This is a genomic window from Leptospira yasudae (assembly GCF_003545925.1).
Lineage (GTDB): Bacteria > Spirochaetota > Leptospiria > Leptospirales > Leptospiraceae > Leptospira > Leptospira yasudae.
In genome coordinates this window covers 368,871-390,041 of the sequence record NZ_QHCU01000003.1, presented here as the reverse complement: position 1 = coordinate 390,041, position 21,171 = coordinate 368,871, and the positions used below count along the sequence as shown (strand labels likewise).

27 protein-coding genes are annotated in these 21,171 nt (G+C 44.7%); 9 read left to right on the top strand and 18 right to left on the bottom strand.

Features of this window, described 5'->3' with window-relative positions; all coding sequences use genetic code 11:
- Positions 1 to 11: 11 nt before the first annotated feature.
- The 8 genes from DLM76_RS10635 to DLM76_RS10600 all read left to right on the top strand — a co-directional run bounded on the left by DLM76_RS10635 (position 12) and on the right by DLM76_RS10600 (position 6,412).
- The gene (locus tag DLM76_RS10635; protein ID WP_118955365.1) at positions 12 to 839 is read left to right on the top strand and encodes a MotA/TolQ/ExbB proton channel family protein; all 828 of its coding nucleotides are present in this window, start codon (positions 12 to 14) and stop codon (positions 837 to 839) included.
- 26 nt (positions 840 to 865) lie between these two features.
- Entirely contained in the window at positions 866 to 1,285 is a 420-nt protein-coding gene (locus DLM76_RS10630; RefSeq protein ID WP_118955366.1) for an ExbD/TolR family protein, read from the top strand.
- Complete coding sequence (locus DLM76_RS10625) at positions 1,286 to 1,702, top strand: ExbD/TolR family protein (protein WP_118955367.1); 417 nt, start codon at positions 1,286 to 1,288, stop codon at positions 1,700 to 1,702.
- A gap of 3 nt (positions 1,703 to 1,705) precedes the next feature.
- Positions 1,706 to 2,296 carry an energy transducer TonB gene (locus tag DLM76_RS10620; protein WP_118955368.1) on the top strand — a complete coding sequence of 197 codons (591 nt, stop codon included), beginning with the start codon at positions 1,706 to 1,708 and terminating at the stop codon, positions 2,294 to 2,296.
- A 134-nt stretch (positions 2,297 to 2,430) separates the two neighbouring features.
- Positions 2,431 to 2,955: a DinB family protein gene (locus tag DLM76_RS10615; RefSeq protein WP_118965170.1), complete on the top strand. Its 525-nt coding sequence runs from the start codon at positions 2,431 to 2,433 to the stop codon at positions 2,953 to 2,955.
- 55 nt (positions 2,956 to 3,010) lie between these two features.
- Complete coding sequence (locus tag DLM76_RS10610; protein WP_241548221.1) at positions 3,011 to 4,042, top strand: ATP-grasp domain-containing protein; 1,032 nt, start codon at positions 3,011 to 3,013, stop codon at positions 4,040 to 4,042.
- 169 nt (positions 4,043 to 4,211) lie between these two features.
- The gene (locus tag DLM76_RS10605) at positions 4,212 to 5,510 is read left to right on the top strand and encodes an adenylate/guanylate cyclase domain-containing protein (protein ID WP_118965169.1); all 1,299 of its coding nucleotides are present in this window, start codon (positions 4,212 to 4,214) and stop codon (positions 5,508 to 5,510) included.
- Positions 5,511 to 5,521: 11 nt separating this feature from the next.
- Positions 5,522 to 6,412, top strand: coding sequence for an alpha/beta hydrolase family protein (locus tag DLM76_RS10600; RefSeq protein ID WP_118965168.1), 891 nt, complete (start codon positions 5,522 to 5,524; stop codon positions 6,410 to 6,412).
- Between the two features lie 301 nt (positions 6,413 to 6,713).
- On the opposite strand, the gene DLM76_RS10595 is transcribed toward DLM76_RS10600, so the two are convergent.
- From DLM76_RS10595 to DLM76_RS10510, 18 genes are all read right to left on the bottom strand, one after another.
- Positions 6,714 to 7,433 carry a DUF4376 domain-containing protein gene (locus DLM76_RS10595; RefSeq protein ID WP_118955372.1) on the bottom strand — a complete coding sequence of 240 codons (720 nt, stop codon included), beginning with the start codon at positions 7,431 to 7,433 and terminating at the stop codon, positions 6,714 to 6,716.
- Positions 7,433 to 8,299 (bottom strand): hypothetical protein, encoded by an 867-nt coding sequence (locus DLM76_RS10590; protein WP_118965167.1) that lies wholly within the window; start codon positions 8,297 to 8,299, stop codon positions 7,433 to 7,435. Before DLM76_RS10590 ends, DLM76_RS10595 begins: the two co-directional genes overlap by 1 nt.
- Positions 8,300 to 8,461: 162 nt before the next feature.
- Complete coding sequence (locus DLM76_RS10585) at positions 8,462 to 9,328, bottom strand: hypothetical protein (RefSeq protein ID WP_118965166.1); 867 nt, start codon at positions 9,326 to 9,328, stop codon at positions 8,462 to 8,464.
- Positions 9,315 to 9,605, bottom strand: a complete 291-nt coding sequence (locus tag DLM76_RS10580; RefSeq protein ID WP_118955375.1) for an LA_1064 family peroxide-responsive upregulated protein — start codon at positions 9,603 to 9,605, stop codon at positions 9,315 to 9,317. Before DLM76_RS10580 ends, DLM76_RS10585 begins: the two co-directional genes overlap by 14 nt.
- Positions 9,602 to 10,582 (bottom strand): phage tail protein, encoded by a 981-nt coding sequence (locus DLM76_RS10575; protein WP_118965165.1) that lies wholly within the window; start codon positions 10,580 to 10,582, stop codon positions 9,602 to 9,604. Before DLM76_RS10575 ends, DLM76_RS10580 begins: the two co-directional genes overlap by 4 nt.
- Complete coding sequence (locus tag DLM76_RS10570) at positions 10,579 to 11,793, bottom strand: baseplate J/gp47 family protein (RefSeq protein ID WP_118965164.1); 1,215 nt, start codon at positions 11,791 to 11,793, stop codon at positions 10,579 to 10,581. Before DLM76_RS10570 ends, DLM76_RS10575 begins: the two co-directional genes overlap by 4 nt.
- Entirely contained in the window at positions 11,793 to 12,137 is a 345-nt protein-coding gene (locus DLM76_RS10565; RefSeq protein ID WP_118965163.1) for a contractile injection system sheath initiator, read from the bottom strand. Before DLM76_RS10565 ends, DLM76_RS10570 begins: the two co-directional genes overlap by 1 nt.
- Entirely contained in the window at positions 12,134 to 12,817 is a 684-nt protein-coding gene (locus DLM76_RS10560) for a Gp138 family membrane-puncturing spike protein (RefSeq protein WP_118965162.1), read from the bottom strand. Before DLM76_RS10560 ends, DLM76_RS10565 begins: the two co-directional genes overlap by 4 nt.
- The gene (locus DLM76_RS10555; RefSeq protein WP_118955380.1) at positions 12,814 to 13,632 is read right to left on the bottom strand and encodes a phage protein; all 819 of its coding nucleotides are present in this window, start codon (positions 13,630 to 13,632) and stop codon (positions 12,814 to 12,816) included. The genes DLM76_RS10560 and DLM76_RS10555 overlap by 4 nt, the downstream gene beginning before the upstream one ends.
- Positions 13,629 to 13,967 (bottom strand): phage baseplate plug family protein, encoded by a 339-nt coding sequence (locus tag DLM76_RS10550; protein WP_118965161.1) that lies wholly within the window; start codon positions 13,965 to 13,967, stop codon positions 13,629 to 13,631. The genes DLM76_RS10555 and DLM76_RS10550 overlap by 4 nt, the downstream gene beginning before the upstream one ends.
- 14 nt (positions 13,968 to 13,981) lie before the next feature.
- Positions 13,982 to 14,584: a phage baseplate protein gene (locus tag DLM76_RS10545; protein WP_118955382.1), complete on the bottom strand. Its 603-nt coding sequence runs from the start codon at positions 14,582 to 14,584 to the stop codon at positions 13,982 to 13,984.
- Positions 14,584 to 16,383: an LIC12611 family phage tail protein gene (locus tag DLM76_RS10540; RefSeq protein WP_118965160.1), complete on the bottom strand. Its 1,800-nt coding sequence runs from the start codon at positions 16,381 to 16,383 to the stop codon at positions 14,584 to 14,586. The genes DLM76_RS10545 and DLM76_RS10540 overlap by 1 nt, the downstream gene beginning before the upstream one ends.
- A gap of 42 nt (positions 16,384 to 16,425) precedes the next feature.
- Positions 16,426 to 16,644, bottom strand: a complete 219-nt coding sequence (locus DLM76_RS10535) for a hypothetical protein (protein WP_118955384.1) — start codon at positions 16,642 to 16,644, stop codon at positions 16,426 to 16,428.
- Positions 16,645 to 16,687: 43 nt separating this feature from the next.
- The gene (locus DLM76_RS10530; RefSeq protein WP_118965159.1) at positions 16,688 to 17,074 is read right to left on the bottom strand and encodes an LIC_12613 family protein; all 387 of its coding nucleotides are present in this window, start codon (positions 17,072 to 17,074) and stop codon (positions 16,688 to 16,690) included.
- Positions 17,071 to 17,481: a phage structural protein gene (locus DLM76_RS10525; RefSeq protein ID WP_118955386.1), complete on the bottom strand. Its 411-nt coding sequence runs from the start codon at positions 17,479 to 17,481 to the stop codon at positions 17,071 to 17,073. Before DLM76_RS10525 ends, DLM76_RS10530 begins: the two co-directional genes overlap by 4 nt.
- Positions 17,482 to 17,493: 12 nt before the next feature.
- Complete coding sequence (locus tag DLM76_RS10520) at positions 17,494 to 18,873, bottom strand: DUF3383 family protein (protein ID WP_118965158.1); 1,380 nt, start codon at positions 18,871 to 18,873, stop codon at positions 17,494 to 17,496.
- Positions 18,870 to 19,394, bottom strand: coding sequence for a phage neck terminator protein (locus tag DLM76_RS10515; RefSeq protein ID WP_118965157.1), 525 nt, complete (start codon positions 19,392 to 19,394; stop codon positions 18,870 to 18,872). Before DLM76_RS10515 ends, DLM76_RS10520 begins: the two co-directional genes overlap by 4 nt.
- 813 nt (positions 19,395 to 20,207) lie before the next feature.
- Positions 20,208 to 20,570 carry a helix-turn-helix domain-containing protein gene (locus DLM76_RS10510; protein WP_118965156.1) on the bottom strand — a complete coding sequence of 121 codons (363 nt, stop codon included), beginning with the start codon at positions 20,568 to 20,570 and terminating at the stop codon, positions 20,208 to 20,210.
- Positions 20,571 to 20,899: 329 nt separating this feature from the next.
- Here DLM76_RS10510 and DLM76_RS10500 point away from each other — a divergent pair, with 329 nt between their 5' ends.
- Positions 20,900 to 21,151, top strand: coding sequence for a hypothetical protein (locus tag DLM76_RS10500; protein ID WP_118955390.1), 252 nt, complete (start codon positions 20,900 to 20,902; stop codon positions 21,149 to 21,151).
- Positions 21,152 to 21,171 lie beyond the last annotated feature (20 nt).

Here is a 21,171-nt window from a genome sequence, read left to right as displayed (position 1 = left end):
CGGAGATATCGATGAAATTTTCTTCCATAAAAAAAGAATTCAAATGGGTCGCAACGGCGATCATTCTTTCGGGACTCATTTCGCTTTCTACAAACGTAATATTCGCACAGGATAAAGCATCGGAACCAGCTAAAACGGAAGCGACCGGAACGGCGACTCCCGCGACCGAAGAGGCTAAAACGGAAACTCCCGCACCGAAAGCGGAAAAGAACTGGGGATTCGTGGATTTATTCCTTCTCGGCGGTTGGACTATGTATCCTCTCGCTCTTTCATCGATCGTTGCGCTCGGAATCATCTTTGAAAGAATCTATTTCATAGCGACTGCCAAACTTCTTCCCAAGGGATACAACATCGACTTAGGCGAAGCGATGGACACGAAAGGACTCGACGCGGTTCAAGGGTTCTTGGACGAAAGAAAGGAATATAAAATTTCCCAAGTTCTTGCGGGCGGCATCGACGTATCTTCCGGCGACGCGGAAATCTTCGCGAAAGGTGTGGAAAGAGAAGCGGCCGAAGTCATCACCGTTCTCGAACGAGGACTCGTAATTCTCGCGGCGGTATCGACCATCGCCCCTTTGATCGGATTCTTAGGAACGGTATCCGGGATGATCAACGCGTTCGACGCGATCGCAAACGCGGATCAAGTAAACGCGAAAGTGGTGGCCGGCGGTATTAAAGAAGCGTTGATCACGACCGCCGCAGGTTTGATCGTTGCGATTCCCGCGATGACCTTCCACCAATATCTGACTTCCAGAATCGACGGATTCACTTCCGAAATCGAGGAAGCGGCAAACAGAATTTACAAAGAATTCTTAAAAAGAAACTCTAAGAAAGCATAATCGCTTTTTTGAATATAGGTATCATTATGATCCGAATCAAAAAGAAACGCGTATTAGAGGAGATATCCGCATCGTCGATGTCGGATATCGCGTTCCTTCTATTGGTGTTTTTCATGGTGACTGCGGTCTTCTTCGTAAAGGAAGGTTTGAACATTCAGCTTCCGAGAAAGAATTCCAATCCGACTTTGGTTCTTCGCGAAAATATCTATGAAATCCTCGTCACGGGCGAGCTCGTAAAGATGAAGAACAAAAGCATCGGCACGAAGGATTACAGAAACCTGGTAGATTTCAGAGAACAACTCAACCTGATGGATATTCCTGATATCGAAAACAAAGTCGCATTGATCAAAACGACCGGAGACACGAAATACGGCAACATGCTCGACGCGTTATCCGCCGTTCAAATTCGGGGATTCAAACAGATCTCCGTAAAAAGGCTGAAATAAATGAGCTTAAAAAAGAAAAAGAATCCACCGTCCATCCCGGTCAGCTCGATGGCCGATATAGCCTTTCTGCTTCTAGTTTTCTTTATGGTGACTTCCGTTCTTGATACGGACCCGGATCTGCCGATCGCACTTCCGGACGTACCAGGCGGAGAACAGCTCAACAAGAAAATCGCGAACTTATATCTCAGCGCTGATAAGGACAAGGCCGTTTACTTCAACCAAGTGAGAATGCCATTAAACGAAGCGATCAATAACGTAAGAGCGAAACTGACGACGACTCCCGATCTGAAAGTGTTGATCCACGCCGACAAGGATCTTTCTTACGCGGAGTTGGACAATGCGTTCGAGCTCTTGAAGGAAGCGGGCGCTCTCAAAGTCTCTCTCGTAACAAAGACGACGCAGGGCGGAGGTCTTTGATCGATGGAACAATCCAAATCCATACTCATGACGATCCGAAGAGGTAAGCTCAGAAGATTCATCGATCGATATAGGATGGAATTCTTTCTATCCTCATCCTTGGTTCTGCAGCTTCTGATCCTATTCTTCTGGTACACTCCATCGATTGAATTCAACCGATTGGATCGACTCGTCGACGAAGTGGCCTTTGTGGACAACTTAGTCATACAAGAGCCGAACGTCGGGGAAGCGGCGGACGACGGAGAATTCGAAGTCACGGATACGATTAAGAAGAAGGAAGATCCGAGAATCGCAGGCGCACAAGACGCGATCATTTCGGGTGCGACCGCTCCCGTTGACTTAACGCCGAACGTAACTCCGGAATATCCATCGGAAGCGAGAGGCGCGGGAATTACCGGAACGTCTACGCTCGAAGTAATCATCGGAGACGACGGACATGTTCTTCGTGTGCGTTCCGTTGGAAAGCCTCTCGGATTCGGCCTGGACGAAGCCGCAGTCGAAGCCTTTTACAAAAAGAGATATTCTCCTTCTATGCTGGAAGGTAAACCGATCACCGTAAAAGTATTGATACCGGTTCGTTTCAGTCTTTATTAACCCCACTCAAAATTCTCAGGACAGGGTTACGGCTCTGTCCCTTTTTTGATTTTCGTTTCTCGAGATCATCGCAAAAACCGAGAAAAAAGAAATCTCTATGTAACTTCTAAAGTTTTCACCCGAAGAACTTTCCGATGTTGCACATACAATACCAAAATATTCGACATACGTTTCATCAGTTGACCGATTTTTTATCAACGATCGAACCGGATCAATATTCGCAGGAAATCGCTCCCAACAAGGGTTCCAGTCTCGGAAAACACGTTCGCCATTGTATCGAAGTACTGGAGAATCTGACGGAGGCTCTTGAAACGTCGAACATATCTTACGATCGACGAAACAGAAATCCGTTTTATGAATCTTCTCCGCTTGCGGCAAGGGAGAAGATTTTCGAATTGTTAGGGAAACTGGAATCAATCGAAGAAAATAAAATCATCGAACTCTCCTATTTGATGGATCCGGCTACCGGGTTAGAAGGAAAAACCTTATCCAATCTCAAACGGGAATTTTTATACGTTCAGGATCATACGATCCATCACATGGCAATCATCAAGCTTTACGCGGAGTGTTTTTTAAATAATGTTTTTTTACCGGAAGAATTTGGAGTCGCCCTATCGACTCTTCAGTTCCAGAAAAAAGTCGATCTCAAACAAGCCTAAATCGTCCTTTCGAAAGGTTCAGATTTCGAACGGAAGAATTCGACTGCAAAAATTAATGCGACCTGAGTTCTGGCCGGCCTGGCTTTTTTATATCCCTTTGATTCCGTATATCATCTACCTTACGATTCGTCATAGAGGTTTTGGAACGATTTGTGCGGCCAATCCCGGAATCCCATTCGGAGGTTTGGTGGGAGAATCCAAGGAAGAAATATTAAAGAACTTGAATACTCCTCATGTCCTTAAATTCGTAAAAATACCTCGGCCGGAAGACGGCCATAACAAAACTTACGATATATTGGAGCGCGCCGTTTCGAAAAAAGAATTCAATTTTCCTTATATACTCAAGCCGGACGCGGGTCAAAGAGGAGCCGGCCTGAAATTAGCGCACGATAAAGAGGAAGTATTAAATTATTTGAAAACGACGGATGTGGATTTAATCGCGCAGGAATATCATCCCGGTCCGGAGGAGGCCGGAATCTTTTATTATCGGTTTCCGAACCAAGGCAAAGGAAGAATTCTATCGATTACGAAAAAGACCTTTCCCGTTTTAGAAGGAAACGGAATTGAAACCTTGGGAGAATTGATCGTCAAACATCCGCGATTCCGGTATCAATGGAAGGTCTTTTACGAACGACATCATAAGGACTGGGGCTTAGTCCTTCCTCAAGGAAAAAGAAAACGATTGGCCGAAGCGGGAAACCATTGCCAAGGAACGCTTTTCACGGATGGCGCCTCGCTCATCACGAAAGAGCTGACCGAAAAGATCGATCAAATTTCCCAAACATTTTCGGGCTTTTACTTCGGAAGATATGACGTCCGCTATCGATCCGACTCGGACTTAAAAGCGGGCAAAGAATTCGGAATCGTAGAATTGAATGGAATCACATCGGAATCCACAAACCTCTACGACCCCAAATTTTCGCTTCTTCAAATGTATACGATCTTGTTTCATCAATGGTCACTCCTCTTTGAAATCGGTACAGCGAATCGAAAACGAGGAATTCAAAAAGCAAGCCTATCGGCCATCGCGAAAGAAGTGTACCGTTTTTATTTCGGAAAGCGCAGGGTTAACAAACGATCGGACTAAAAAGGAATGGAGAAATCGGATTCAAGAAGATAAAAATTTAAATCGTTTGTCGGAACAATTTAAAAAGCGAAAAAGAATCGATTGACTTCCAATTAAGCCCCACCGTTGGCCGGGAATGCAAAAACAGAAACGAATCATCTATAGTCGTAAGAAAAAAGGATAGCGGATTATGATCGAAAGAATTCTAAAAACCGTATATTTTATGTTTGGCGATCCCAAAAAGAACTCACTGGAACACAGACTTTTCAACACGGTCGCGTTCGTAAACGGGATATTGAATATCTTTGGGGCGTTTTCCTCCTTTTATCTCGAAAACTTTATGACGATTTTTCTGCTGAATTTTGTTTCGGGAACTCTGCTCACGGGAATGTATCTTTTATCCCGATTAAAAAACATCTATTATTCCCTCTTTTGGCCGTTCAATATTACCATTCTGATTTATCTTTCCTCTATGTGGTTTTTCAACGGGGGATCGATCGGGGGGAATCACTATTATTTCATCCCGGCTCTCGTAATTGCGACGATCCTATTAAGAAACCATAATGTATGGATCGTATATCTGGTTTACGCAGCGGCGACGGCGTTTTTATACGGTATGGAATATTTCAACCGGGGATTAATCAAAATGTATCCGAACGAAACGGAACGTTACCTGGACGCGGGCGGGAATTTTCTTTTCGTTCAAATACTTACTGGTTTGCTGATCTTCATTCTTACGAGAAACTTAAACATCGAAAGAAAAAAATCCGACGCCTTACTACTAAACGTTCTCCCCGATACCGTTGCGGAAGAATTAAAAAGAAACGACTCGGTGGCTCCCGTGCGCTATGAAAGCGTAACGGTTCTATTTACCGATATGGCGGGATTCACTCAAATCGCGGAAACGATGACTCCCGAAGAATTATTAAGCGAATTGGACCTGTTCTTCCGAAAATTCGATTCCATTACGAAAAATCACCGAATGGAAAAAATAAAGACGATCGGAGACGCGTATATGGCCGCGGGAGGTTTACCGGTTCCGAACAAGACCCACTGCATAGACGCTGTGTTATGCGGTCTCGAATTTCAAAGATTTATGATTTCTAAAAAGATCGAACGAGAATCAAAGGGCTTACCCTATTGGGAGCTTCGATTAGGAATTCATACCGGCTCGGTCGTGGCCGGAGTCGTAGGTACGGAAAAATTCGCTTATGATATATGGGGGGATACGGTAAACACGGCTAGCCGAATGGAAAGCTCGGGAATTCCGGGTGAAGTGAATATTTCCAGTCAGACGTATGAACAGATACGGGATTTTTTTCATTGCGAATATAGAGGAAAAATTAAAGCGAAGAATAAAGGAGAGATCGATATGTATCTCGTAAAAAAAATCCGAGAGGAGCTACACGATCCTCAGGATGAATTAAAGCCGAATCAGACGTTTCTTCGATTTTACGACCAAGTTCAAAGAGGAGAGTTCCCGGCTTGAGAAATACGCGAATGTATTCGAAGACTTGCCATCTATTCGTTTTGCTAGGCACTCTAACTTTAATCCTTGTTTTCGGTGTTTCGTGCAAAATTCCGGAAGATTTAAAGAAAAAACCGGATGAAAGCCTTCTTCAACTGAAGGAATCCGGCGCTACGCCTTCGGAAGTTTATCTTAAATCCGGAAATCGTAAGTTGTACGGGGTAGCAAGCGGTTGTAAAACAGGAAAACAAAATATTCTTATATTCATACACGGTTCACCGGGAGGTTGGCAAAACTACACTTGGTATTTGGAAAATAAAAATCTGCTCGCGAAATACTGTATTTTGTCCTTGGATAGGCCGGGCTTCGGAAAATCAAGCCCAAACATGGTAGTAGCAGATGTGGAATCGCAAGCGGCGTTGATTGAAAATGCAATTCATGAATTTTTACAATCGAGTTCTACATCAAAAAAAGAGAATATAGTAATCGTCGGTCATTCCTATGGAGGGCCGATCGCAGCAAAAATCGCTTCCGATCCAAAGAATCATATAAATGTCTTGGTTTTACTTGCGGCTCCTTTAAGCGCTGAACACGAAGAAATTCGATGGTACAATCAAATCGCGGATTGGAACTGGGTTAAATTCTTTCTGCCGATTGAAATCCAAAATAGTAACGACGAAATGCTTCCCCTTAAAGAGCAGCTCCATTCATTAGAAGTCTTTTGGGCAAAGATCTATTGTAAAATCATTATGATTCACGGAAGAAAAGATTCGTTAGTTCCATTTAAAAATCTAGAATACTCTCGGACACATTTTTTGAAATCGCAATTAACGACAATCGCTTTAGACGAAGAAGATCATTTTATACCTTGGACACAAAAGAATCTGGTGGAAAAAGTTTTATTGGATGTAGATCAAGAATAAGCCACATGGACGGAATAAAGAAATCTATAGAACCGAATTGAAAAATTTAAAATTTTATCATTCTTCATAAACTTTAGTGACTGGATATCGAATAATATTCTGATTAAGAGTCGACTTTAAAACCTTGTTCATCGCAAAAAACTTTCCGTAAGTTAAAACATCGATCAGCTTTTCCTTTGATTTTTCACAATCGATCAAGTTGAATTCAGAAATTTCTCAAACTTTAAATTATTAGAAATGAAGGAGCCCCTAAATTGCGCGCCCGAAAGACGGGAAAACAATGAAGGGGCAAAAACGAAAATCATTCCCAGCCGGAATTAATATCGATAGAATTCATCTCCTCATATGTATTCGCAGCTCTTAGCAGAGACTTAAGTGCATTCGCTGTTTGCAACAGCTGAATCTTACGTGCCGCCCCCTCATTCAGCACCTGCTTGATTTGAGCGCTGGTATGAAGCCTATATTCCTTTATGCCGTTTGTATCTTCGCATTTGTATGGAACAGGATCACCCATTGAAACCGAACCGATCAAGTTCAACTGATCGTCGCGATCGGATTCATAGCGATGCAATGCTCCCAACGCTGACGATGTAAATCCGGAAGTGATTTTTAATTCGCAAATTCGATCGACGGAACGTAACAAGTCTTCTTTCCATAAAGGAAGGTCGATACTCCAGCCTGCTTCTGAATGCTTTTGATATGGTAAATTAAATCCTTTTTCATCCCGAAGGGGTTCGTCTTCCGTTTCCGTTGCAGGATCCGGTTCTTCATCCCAATTCAGTAGAACTCTCTCTATCATCGTATCTTTGTTATATACTTTTTTCGATACGAATTGTTTTGCGATTCCATTTTCTAATGTCGCCGTAAAAGTCTCACCCACTTGGGGGTTGTAATGAAGAGCATATGCGATTTGATGCCGACTTGGATCGAAATTCGACCAGGCGTTTTCTCCTGCAAGCTGATTCGGATCAGAGTTTATCCATACTACTCTCTTTGTTTGTTGATCAATGATATAATTCATTATGCTACCCTCACTTTATATCTTACTGCGACGTAGGCAGGTGTTGTTTCGTCTCCGGTCCGTGGAGTTCCATTATTAGGATCCGCTTTCGGACTTCCAACGCCACTAGCCGGAGATCCTGAGGAAAAATTTACACCTACATAATCATCGGTTACACCACCGCTCGAATAGGCCTTTGGGCTAATTGCATTATTATGAAAATGTCCTTGTATTTGATCTTGCCCATCGAAGCCAACGACACCTCCATTGTAATTTCCATTAATAGCCTTTCCCCTCGTTCCATGAGTGCCTGCCCCTCTCCCAAAAATCCCCCTTCGATCCGGAACATTATACGTTGTTGAACCGTCCCCAAAACTATATTCAACATTCGTAATCATATCACCCGTTTGAGAAGAAGTCAGATCGATGATTGAACCCGTGGGTGTCGCAGAAATCTGAAAGTCATTCGCGGTAGGGTTACGAACATAGTATTTCGTAAGCGCTGTAACCCCACCTCCCGTAAACGAAAACTTCACAAGTTGACCTTCGATACATCCATGATTCGCAGAATTGATTCGATCTGTAGCCGGAACGATTCCAGTGATAATTTTATGAACGAATTCCCAAAGTGCAGAAAACGTAGTTCTTGAAATCGCCTGAGCGTTCGCATCCTTGAAATTAGAAGCAGGCGCAATATTCAAACTGTCCTCAATGATTCCACCTAGCGGAACTTGAACTGTGACAAAGTTTGACTCTAACTGGTCAATTCGATCCTTTAGATATTGATCATTTTCATATTGCCGATCTACTTCTTCGTTAATGAGATCGCCATCGGCTGGTGTGCTTTTGTTCCAAGTTCTGGTTTTCGTTGAATTAAATACAGCCATAGGCTCCTCCTAAAACGGTTTCAGATTGTGACATTACTGGGAAATGCATAATGAAAGTACTCGACATAAAACAATCGTTCATTCTTTCTCCTGCGAAAAATTCCACTATCGACCTTAACAGATGCAAAATGAACAAACGACCTTTTACTGCTATGTCCAACATCAAAGCACCCTTATCTTATATTTTACGGCTACATAAACAGGAGAAGTTTCACTACCAACCCGTGGTTGTCCGTTCAATCCGTCCGTCTTTGGAGATCTTATACCTATAACTGAATTTCCAAGTCCATCGGCGGATATATACGCACCTAGTGCACTTCCAATCTGGTAGGGTTTCGAATCGTAAGAATAATTATCATGATAGTGTCCTTGCATCTGATCTTGTCCTTCCGTCCCGACAACTCCTGCATCATAATTTCCTCCGGCAGCTTTCGCTCTCGTTCCGTGAACCCCAGCGCCTCTCGCAAAAATTCCTCTCCGATCAGGAAGATTGTAGGTTGTCGAACCGTCTCCAAAACCATATTCAACATTCGTAATCATATCCCCGGTTTGAGAAGAAGTCAGATCGATGATCGAACCCGTGGGTGTCGCAGAAATCTGAAAGTCATTTAAGGTTGGATTACGAACGTAGTATTTCGTAAGCGCTGTAACCCCACCTCCCGTAAACGAAAACTTCACAAGTTGACCTTCGATACATCCATGATCTGTGGAATTGATTCGATCTGTAGCCGGAACGATTCCGGTGATTACCCGATGCACGGAATCCCACAACGAAACAAAGGAAGTTCTTGAAATTGCCTGAGCGTTGGCATCCTTAAAGTTCGAAGCAGGCGCAAGATTCAAGCTATCTTCAATGATGCTTCCGATCGGGATCAGAAAATTCACTAAATTCGAGTCGGTTGTATCGATTCGATCTTTTAAATACTGGAAATTCTCGTATTGACGATCGAACTCGTCGTCAATCAGATCTCCATCGGCGGGAGTATTTTTGCTCCAGGTTCTTGTTTTTACGGGGTTAAACACTGCCATCGTCGCTCCTCACTTCCTGTTCCAATATGATAAACTTTTCATATACTTTAAACGGCTGATCTACGAATCTTTTTAATCTGTCCCGAACCGGTTTTAAATCCTCGTCCCGAGTAAATTCCGAATCCAATCCGGACCCGCTTTTTTTATACCCTTTTCGATCGCAGTATTGCAAAAGGCTTTCGTGCGTTTTGAATAGAGCGATCGGAAGCAATTCGATTCTGAATTTTCCGGTTCCCGCAAATTCTACGTTCGTTTCTCTCGCGAGTATTTGAATCACTGAAATTCCTCCTTTATTATAAAATCATAAACTATTAAATGGTCTTTTGCCTTTGATGGAAATGTTTTCAGATAGAGAAGGTTTCCATCCTCATCGAAAAGACCGATTTCATTGATATTGCAACCGATCGCCTCTCCTTGTTTTAATGTCGCTTGAAAGAAGCGATTCCCTTCGTTATCGTAACGGATATCGATTAGCTTTCGATACACTTCATTTTGCAATCCAAGGTCTCCGATTTGCGGAACTCGCGGAACTTCGTTTATTAGCCCTCCGATTCCGAATGCGATTTCGTAGGGACGGATTCGAACTTTTTCTCCTGACAAAAGAGTAAAACCGTTCAGTGACCAACTCCCATCCAGGAGCGGAGTTCGCAGTGAAACTCCATAAAGCCTTCCGGCCAACGTGGACATTTCGAATCGATATCGAATGATCGCCTTGACCCCGCCGGCGCGTATCTGCGCCATCGCCTTATTAAACTCGGGAGCCACAACGACCGAATCCACCGAACCGGAGAAAACAACTTCGATCGTTGCCGGACGTTTCGTACTTCCGGAAAGCGGATATTCTCCGTTTAGGGTGAGTAGCGCATCCAAAAGCATGGGCTCCCCTCCGTAACAGAGTTCCTTGATTTCGTATAACGTTCCCGTTCCGGCGAGAATCTGAGATCCGATTTCGTTCATCGAATGAATGTCGCCTTTCGATTTCCGTTTTTGTCTTGCGATGGAAAGAAAAATCTTATATTTAAAATCATCCATCCCGTCTCTCGGTTGTTTGAGATTCTTCCCTATCAAATCCAGGACGGCGCCGTTTTGTGTTCTAAAATCCGCAACACCTTGAATGGACTTCAAAACGGTACGAACTTCGTTTAACAATTCAAGGTCGACTTCCCATTTTTTTCCGATCTGCGAATCGGGGGTCCTCGTAAAAAGCGAGAGCGGATACTTTTGTAATACGGAATCCAAATCGCTGGAATTCATACAAAGTTCACCTGAATGTTTGCGGTAATCAGTTTGGCTCTTTGGCGACTGTTGATCGACAATTCATCCAAGTTTGCGGGCGAAGAAGAGCCGACCTTTACGGTCATCGCTTTAATTCCTAAAACCTTGACGGACTCGTATTCGCTCAATCCGCTCTGGGCCGCAATCAACTTCCATGCGAACACGTCCGCACCTGTGCCGTCTCCTTTATAGGATGTGGAAACGGAGCCGATCGTATCCACGCCTCCGATCACTTTGATACAATTCGTTTTTACGATCGTTTCCGAACCGGATACCCATTGCGCTAAGTCTCGCGTTATATCGATCTTAACAAAAAGAGTAACGTCGGCGGGACGATTGAAATAATAGGTTCTCGTAACTCCTTTACTATCGATCACGGTTGCGTTCTGCGATCCGTAGGATTCAATGCCGCCCGGCCAATTTCGCAAACAAGCCTCTGCGATCTCCTGCGGAGTTCCTCCTTCGATCACGGCTTCCATAGAATGAGGAGGTCTTCCGTCTACATCGACGAAATCTGTGTTGTTCTCATAGACGACAGCCGCTAAAACCGAGTCGATTTGATTCAAAACGCTTTGTACGTTTGCGGCCGAAGAACCGCCGTTGACTCCGTCGTTCATAAAACGATTCAGATATTCGATATCCGTCTCGATCGATCTTCCTCCGGTTGCCGGTTCCGGATTGGTAACCGAATCTACTCCGGCGATCGCCGTTGCGATCGTACTGATTGTGTTAGCCGGAACATTTCCGTTGATTCCGTATTCCAAATTTAAAGCCTGCGCGTTGAGTGTCACAAACCCGCCGGAAATTGTTCCGGATTGAATCGTAATGAATTGCAGTCCGTTTCCCGTTTGACAGATCGTTCCGATGTCCACAAAGGAACCGTTCACTCCGGAAAAATTTAATGCGACAATGGAACGTTTCGCCGGTTGTCTTTCTCCTCCCAAAGGATTCAACACTCGATCCAGAGAAACGCCGGTCGCCGTGTGCGCGAAATTCGAATAAAAGACGGATTCCGCAAGCTGATGAACCGCGTCCAGTTCGTCCGCGAGAATTCTCATTCGAATTCCGTCTTCGCTCAGAATCGAAAGATCGATGTCCTGTCCCAACGCGGTCCTGTATTTTTCTTCCAAATCGGAAAGAATTTCGTCTTTCGATTTTCGTATAAAACCTTGTTCCGTTACTCCGGCCATTATATTTCCTCCGTTACGTTCCCATAAATGGTATTTGCGGAAAATCGAATATAGATTCCCCTGCTTTTTCCTTCGGTTTCGACAACCTCGATGTTTTCCAAAGATACGGTTTCCGGATCTTTAAGAATGATTCTTCTGATTTCAAACAGAACCCGGTCCGTCGAAACCTTCGAAGAAAAGATCGTAAACCAATCGATTCCGCTTAACGTATCATACGCGGACTCTCCTAAAGACAGAAGAATCGCGTGTTTGATTCTTTGTGAATAATACTCCAATCCGTCCAAAACGATCGGGCGCCCTTGTTCCCGAACAACGTCTCCGTGTTCTATCTTTAAACCTTTCATCCTATCTTCACCTTTTGAGAAAGAATTTGATCCACTTCCGCCTTACGCGCATTCAACGCAGATACGATTGATGGGGACAAAGCGGCTGGAGAACCGGGAACCGTATTTGCGGTAAACGAAGCCGCGTTGTTGATAAAGACATCCAAGATCATGCGCATCAAATCGGCCAATGTCTCCCCTAAAACCGCCGACTCGGAAAGATCGACGGAACCGCCTCGAATCTTAATCCGATCTTCATCGAGTTGAATGAGAGAACTTCCTTGTTTATTTCCGATGAGCAAACCGGATTCGCCTGCGGTAGTTGGAGGAGCTTCAGTTTCTCCTTTGTAGCCGGAAACGACACACGCGCTTTGCAGATCGAATAAGGACTCCGAGACTACCGAACTTACTCCTCGAACCGCGTCGCCGATATCGTGCGTAGAAAACGAAACCCAGACTTTATCTCCCCGTTTGTAATCGGGTTTGATGAAAAAATCCCCGGCCCACAGTGTTCCCACCCGAACATTGGAAAGAATCGGAAACGCCTTTTCTTCTCCGCTTCCGTCTTTTTGTTTAAAAGGAAGTTTTACGTTAGCCGTCATCTGATTCGCATTGAACGAATCGATGATTCCCGGCAATCCGACTTGGGCGCGTGAAAGCGATTTTTGTATCGCAGCGAGAATGACTTCGTCCAAATTCATAACGGCATCACCTCCAGTTCGGAATAACTCTCCGTTTGAAACGTGGAAAAAACGTGTTTCCCTTTTTCGATTCTGTAGTCGCCGTTCAACCCGCCTCCTTTCACAGAGACGATTACATTCTTCTTGAACTGATGCCGAAACAGACTTTTAATCTTCCAGGTTTTTTGACCTTTTTCCGGAACACCGATCAAACCGGATGAATCGTCCAAAAAGATTCTGCTCGGCTTCTTATCCGGGCTTAAAGAATCAACGTATAAAAAACCGTCCTGAAACCAATACTGCGACTTTGTCAGTTTACAGAATTTTTGAATGCAATCGCCTAACGAAACGTTGGCGCTGAAATTCACGATCTTGTTTTCCCCTAAGGTAATTCTCCCCGGTTTTAGATTCCCTTGCTTGATTATATCCAGGATCACGGTCATCGCCGGAAGATTATTGTACGTTTTCATAATATAAGAACTCGCCCAAGAGGCTGCGTTCGCGCTGATTTTGAACTCTAAAATTTTGTTCGTTTCATCCTGTTTGAATTGAGGGCGAATCACTTCTCCGTTTGCGACGACTCCGAATTCGTCCTTATATCCCGCGCTTAAGGATGCGCTCGGATATTGAAATCCGCTTCCTTTCGATTTCGCTCCGACCAGATTCATCGTATCCTCGTTCACGTTATAGATCTTGACGGTCGTTAGATTCATCGGACCGATCTCCGTTTCGAACTCGATATCGAAAGGCGGATATGTGAATTCTTTCCCTGCTCCGCTTCGTGGAAGAATTTCCAAGGAAACGACCCGGCCGAACAATTTCGGATTTCCGATCATACTTCGCCCTCCAGATAAATTTGCACTCTGCTTCCGAACGTTTTCGCATTCACGGGAATGTCGGTATACTCGTCCCGATACAAGTCGTCCAGGTCCAAAGGTTTAAGAAGAATCGAAAGCGGAAAGTCGTCGACCACGACGTGATTCAAAGGAACCCCGTAAACGAGTTTGGAGGAAAATAATTCTTTTCCGTCCTGATTCCGCACAAGAACGGTAAAGAAGTCTCCGTTCTCATTATATGCGAATTCGAAATCGTATTCTTTCGATCCGATCTCGTACGTGTTGGAGATCGGAAAGGTATCGCTTTTAATCGGTAAATATTGGAATATTGGCATATACTAAACTACCCTTACTTTTTTGGCGCTCCCGTTTTCTCTACCTTCGCGGAACTCTTTCTTCCGCCCGAAGGGACCTTTTTGATTTCTCTCGTTTTCGCTTCCGCAACCAGAATCGGCACGATCGAAAGCGAAACCGTAACGTCCTTTCCCGTTTCCTTGACTTCGGAAAAAGACACGTCTCCTAAAAGAAGATTCGGGATTTCATCGATCGATCTTCCCAGATAACGCCGATCCGGATCGTCCGGTTCGACGAAACGAAAGGAAGCAGGCAGCATGGAAAGAATTCGATTGATGATTCCTCCCGTCTCGTATCCGAGCATCGTAAGAAACGTTCCTTCCGTTTGCCAACGGATCAGAGTTTCCAACTTTCGATCGACGGTTATATTCGATAAAGTGAATGCGTTTACGGAAGATGACAAAATAGCGCGTAATGAAATTCCTCTTTTTCCCGGGATCACATGATCCGTTATGGAAGCTTTTCCTTTTTCCCTTTCGACGGGATGTCCCGTGATTTCCGCAGGATACGTATATTGAATATCCATCGACACGTTCATTTCCACTTCGGTGTCGCCGTCCGTAAACGCAATGGTGTCTCTTCCCGATACGATTCCCATTATCCTACCTCCGGTGCAAGTCCCGATGCGAGACCGATCTTCAACGCGATCTTATCCAGTTCCTTTTCCAGATAGGAAGCGAACACGGCCGCATCTTCTCTTCTGGTCGCGGAACCTAACACTACATTGGCGATGTTTACCGAAATGCCTCCGCCTTTGTTCGACTTCGAACCTCCCAAAACACCCAAGTCCTTGACGGCCACCAAGTTGTCGTCCGGATGAAATTTTACGACTTTTCCCTGTTTGGTGATAATTGCATCCTCGACGGTCTCCACCTTATCGGTTTTTACCGAAGCGACTCCGAAGATTTTTAGTAGGTCGCCGGGAATCATTCCTTTCAAAGCTTCTTTGATCTTAGGACCAAGATTTTTGAAGAACTTCACGATGGTATCCGGCAAACCTTGAAACCAAAGCGCCAAATCGCTAAATAGTTTCTTAATATTATGAAAAGGACCAAGAAACCCTCCGATCACCGACTTACTTCCGCTCATCCATTTGAATAGATCGCGGATGATAAGAATCAAACCCGCGATGACGATTCCTACCGCGGTTCCGATCACGATCGCAGGAATCCAAGGTGCGACCGCCATCAAACCTGCGGCGGCCATTCCGAGTAATGCAGGAATCATCGCACTCAATGTGATGCCCGAAGCCAGAACCATCTTTACGGCGATCGCTCCTAAAACCCCCGCAAGGATGCTTCCGAATACGATCACCCTTTCTTTTAGTTCTTCGATTCCTTCCGCATTTTCCGTATAATAATCATATAAATCCGCAAAATAGTTCATGGCCGGATTCAACGCGTCCAATAGCAAAGTTCCGAACTTGGATTTTAAATCCTCGATTCGATTGCCGAATCTGTCTACAACGGCCGAAGTGGTTCTTACGTGCGCTCCATAAGCATCTTGTAATTTACTGTTTTCGTTGAGCGCATCGGTGATCAACTTCTCCCTTGCGAGACGTTTGTCGATCGCGGACATTCCCGATTCGTTGATTCGTTTGAATTCTTCCGAATAACTTGAAAATAAATTACCGTTATTCGTTAAAAACTCGGTGCTTCCGTTTTCAATCGCATCATACGCTTGATTCATCGAGGAAGACAATTCGTTCCCGCTGAGTCTGGACGCCTTTTGTAATCCGGAAAGATTCCGAGTGATAAAGTCCACCGAAGCTCCCGCTTTGATAGCTTCATTGGCGGCTTGTGTAAGATCTTTTTGCGTCGCAAGTCCTTTCGAAGATTGAATAGTGCTTTCAATCGATGCTTGTAACTTTCCGAAACCTTCGCCGCCGGAAAGTCTTTTCAGGACTTCTCTTTGCTTTTCTAATGCGATTCCCGCCTCCCAAGCCGGAGCGATCACGCTTTTAAAAGCGGTCATTCCGATTTGAGCGAGATTTTTTAAAGCACCGGAAAGAAGTGCGGAAGTTCTGGCCGTGGCATTTAATTGAAAGTCGAGCTTAGCGATGTCCCTTTGCGTAAAACCAGCAGCCTTCGCCACGTCGAAGAATTGTTTTTCCAAAGCGGCATTTCCTTTCACCTTCGAATACAAACTCGTCAGACTTGTTTCACTCGTTTTCAAACGATCCGCAAGCTGCGATAAAGGTGTGGAGAACTTTCCGATAGAATCTGCGATCGATCCTCCGAAATCCCGCATTGCCGTCGCTCCGGCTTTCGAAAACAATTGGAATGAATCCGAAAAATCCAGAAGACGTCCGCGCAAATCGTCGAGTTCGTTTTGGATTTCCGACATGGAATCGTTCGCGTCTATTTTAATCGTAATATTTATTTCTCGGGCCGCCATACTTCCTTCTCTTATCTACGTTATCTTCAAAATCCGTTCGATTCAATGACCGGAGCCTTGAATCAGCTTGGCTAAAAATTTCAGTTCTTCCGCCTTTTCTTCCGCTTCTCTTCTTTTCCGCCGATCCACCACTTCCATCATCTTCATATAAAGAACGGTGGACGCATTCTCAAGTTCCTTACTCGTAAAATGCGCCGCACCGAGGATGAAGGGTTGCCAGAAGAAGAGTTCTCGTTCCACTTCTTCGTCGATCCACTTCATCCATTCTTCGACGGACGGCGCTTCCCCTAAATTCGGGAATCGGTTATTCCAACTCCCACTTAAGAAATCGATTCGCCACGTGCAGCCATACCTCCACATGATTCGGTTCGATTACGTCTAACGTAGGTTCGAAGCCGTGATCGACAGGCTTTACGCAAAACTTAAAGAACTTGTCCATCAGTTTATCCTGATTGAGTCCTTCGGTCAGAGAGATCGATTCCTGTCTCCAACGCAGAGCCTTTCGATTTCCCGGATGCTGAAGTTTGTATCTTCTTCCATCCACGAAATGAATCTGCGCAACCTTTGCATCGTCGTCGATCGTCTCTAAAATCGGCTCGGAAGGAACGGAATTCTCCGCGTCCTGGGAAGAATTCTTCGCAATCTTCTTATCCGTTTTCGCCGTTTCCTGGTTCGCGTTATCCGTTATCATGCGGTCAACACTCCTTTATAATCGGGAAGAAGAAACACCCAAGCGCGATCCTTGTATTCCTTTCCCTTTTCGATGTTGGGTCTTTCCCAAACTCTTCCTTGTGCGGAAAAGCCGAGCATTCCTCCGTCGCTTTTATCCTTGATCGTGAACACGCACGGAAGCCTGCCTTCTCCGAGAGCATAAAAATATTCATTCTCGGGAGAATCACCCATAAGAGTCAGAGTCAACTTTACTCTTCCGTCATATACTTCGGAGATGTTCCAATCTCCTTTTATACCGACTTGCGAAAGGATGTATTCCTTTGTAACCGGTTCGATTTTAAAGAACCCGTCCGCTTGACTTAAGCCGCTTACGTCTCTGCCGTTGCAGCTAACGTTTAATTTTTTTGGATCCCAAATACCGCTCATTCTAAATGCTCCTTAGGTTAATTCCCCGTCGATATCGACTTCGTTGATCGCTCCTCTCAAGCGACAAGAGAATGTGATGTTCGGAAGAACCCGATTGTTTCTGTCGTTCGTCGGAATCTCGTCGATCGATGCGGGAAGGTTGATCTTGTATTGATAGTCTCCGAGATCGGAACGGGTTTTATCCGCTTCGGTCTCGACGGAAGCGATGATCCCTTGAACGCCGGCTTGAACGAATACCTCGCGCATTTTCGATTCGATCATCTGAATACCCTGCATCGTATAGGGAACGACGTCCGAATTCAGAAAGAGAGCTGTGATGTTCTCTTTCAAACGCGCTTTCAGCCAAGAACGATTCTCCACAACGTCGGCATAAACCTTAGCCGTGGAAATTCCCGGATAAGGAACCTGCTTTCCGCCGAAATCAACGATCAAGTTTCCGTTGTCCGCAAATACTGAGTTCATCTGAGAATTTGTGTAACCGGAATTCTCGACGCCATCGAGCGGCAGATAAGCGTAGTTATACGAACCGACTCTGCGAGGTGCGGAGTTGCCGACCCAAGCTGCTTCGGGGAAAGAATCCGGATTCTTATGAAGAGTCAGATATTCCCAGATGGAATTTCTTCCCGTAAGCGCGGTAAGATCGCTCGTGCATGCGAAGAACATCTTTTCGATGGACGCGAGATAATCGCCTAACGCGTGTATTTCGCTTTTATCGTGAGTGGTTGCCGTGGTTTTAAACCAAGCGTCCTTTCCGCCGTCGCGCAATGCCGCGATCTCCGCAGCTGCATTCGCCCAAGCTGTGAGAAGAAAAACCGCAACGGTTTTGGGTCTCGGAGTTTGTCTGAAAACCTTTGTAGCGTGAACGTATTCCTTATCGGAAGAGGTAAAACCCAATTCCAAAAGATCGTCCGCACTCGTGATTTCCATGTATCGTTCGTAAGCGAGCGGAGCTTGTGCGAAAGCCGAAACGACTCCACTGCCCGCATCCGCCGTTTCGATCACATCCACGATCTTCGTAGCGCCTGCGATATTGGAAACCGCCTCCGCTGCGAGTTTGATCTGATGCGCTGTCGAAGTGGCGACGCCGCCTGCATCCGTTGCAACGTTAACCGTAATCACATAAGGGTCATTGACCGTTCCGGTTCCGGCGCGAACTACGCTGAGAGCCGTGTTGTTTCCGGCGACGACGTATTTCACTTGGACATAGACAACTCCCGGAGTTGCGGATTTCCAAATGAGACCGCTGGAATTACTTGAAACTTGTAAAAAATAGGTTGGAGCCTTGATTCCGAGAATCAAAGGTAATCCGAATCCCATTTGAGAAACCGGAGTATTTCTAAGAAATAGATTGATACTGATCGGCTCTATTTTAGAGACTGTTTGTGCGCTCATGCTTCCTCCTGATATTCAACCGTTGGTGCGCTTGCGGTCGATTCGCCTTGCTTTTCGCTGTACTTTCTTAATTTAAAAATGATGTCGAAGCTCGTTCTATACTCGTACGTCAAGCTTGCGGTTAAAACCGTTTGGTCTTGAATCTTCGGAGAAATCAAAACCGGAGTGATCGAAAACGATTCGCATTCGATCATCCCTTCTTTCGAATCGAACCAGCTCATCGCCTTTTCCGAAAGCTCCCAACAAGTCGCGATCGAAGAATCGTGCAGAAATTTAACGTTAAGCGAAATCGATTGTGTAATCCGAGACGTTTCCTTATAATGCGCAGAATCGATCGATTCGATCCGTCTCGACGCGCTGCCGAAAGAATCCTTATTCAATTCTAAAATTTTATAAACTCCGTACGGATAAGAAGAAGGAAGAGAGGATTGATCGGCGAGGATCATAGGGATCGGTGGATCTGGTTTTTTGATCTCCTCGATCATCTTGTCCATCGCCGATTGAATGGATTCTAAATTCATGATGCGGTGAGTTTACGACAAGAGTTCCGACAAATCTACGTCGCGATTGCACGTCATAGGACGGAATTTCCACCCGAAATGGAAAATGACGGGCGCGCGCCAAGATTGAACAAAGGATTAAAGGAAATCCCAAATCATTGAAAAATAAGGAATCGGTAAAAAGCACTGTAAATGCAACGAACAAGCGCGGTGACGTTCGGTTTGTGAACGAATGCGAGCGTATCTCTATGAAATAATTTATAGGTGATAAGAGAATTTTAGATTTAGAAGGGATCAAAAAAGAATCAAAAGCGAACCGAATTCGATTTCAACAAAAGCCGAGGAACACATTCAAGAAACCAAATATGTTTCTACTCATTTAAAAGGATTTCCAACCGGTTCAATTCCGATCCTTATCCGATCTCCGAGGTTCCGATTTCGACTTATACAGAAATCTACATTTAGCTCAAATGTAGGAACTCATACGTTCAAACAAATTTTCAAAAGAATCCTCCGCTTTATCCAAAAATGTGTGGGAACTCGCACATTTTTCTGCCCTAGATCGATTTGTCGGAACAAATGATTGTCACATATTTTCGATCTAGAAAAAAGAAGAAACCGGCAAGACGCGCGCTTTTTACTGAAGATTCTTTTTAATCGAAGAGGGATGAGAGCGCTCCTCTTTCGTTTTAGGATAATCCGAAAAATACATTCAATAAATCGAATGTATGTAAGATTTGATCCCGATTTTGTCGAATGGCAAGGATGATCCCGACCTCGCTTTTACCGAAAACCAATTTCGACAAAGGGCGATTTAGTCGAATCTCATCGCAATCAATCCAGTTCTTCGGTTTCTACGAAATGGCTCCGAAAGAATTCTTCCACTCCGGTTCTGGAATACAAAATGCTACCGTCCGTCAATCTCCAGAATTTACCGAGCAACCCTTCTCTTCTGTAATCTCCCACTCTGCGAATCGTACGTTTCAACAACGCGGCAACTTCCTTCGGGGTCATCGTATCGTTCGGATCTTTCGGAACCGCGGGATCCGCCCGAAATTCCTTCGACGTCGAACCTGATTTGAATTCTTTTTTGCCCGTATTTCCGTAAAGAGAACCTTCCTGTGCAAATCCAACAACCGCCTGCGTCTCGTTTCCGCGATATACTCCCTGGTTCGAGTTTTTTCTTTTTTGAATCATGAGCCTAACGACAAAGCGCATTCGTTTTTGTCAAGCCCGAGGCCATATTCAAAAGTTTGCATTCCTTTGCGCCGTTAGCGGAGGCATTTCGGGCGGTTGGAAACATTTTTCAATCTCGGAGCGTCTAAAAATTCTTCCGAAAGGATTTTTTGTCCGAGGGTGACGTTAGGATAATACCACAGAAATACGATGAACAAGGGCAGTTCGATTCTTCTCAAAAATGAAAATCGGACTAAGATACGAGTTATCGATTCGAACCGGCTCGAAAAGCAAAATGCGATCGAGAGAAAAGCGGACAGACGGAACGTCCGGAACAAAGGAGAAATACAATGGCAAACATCATAAAAAGAGATCGCGTAAAAATCCGTTTTCTCTGCGATCAAGTTGGAGAATTGAAATCAAAAGGTTTGAACGTTCGAACGGTTTTCGATCAGTGTTGGGATAAAATTCCGAACACGATGATTCAAAAACTCAACGCCGAAGAATTACTCGTTTACATGCAAAGACATCTGCTTCCCACCGAAGTCGCATTATTATTGGCGGCAAAAAACGCGGAAGAATACAAAAGCAAGACCGCGTGATCGGGGCAAAAAAAATCCCG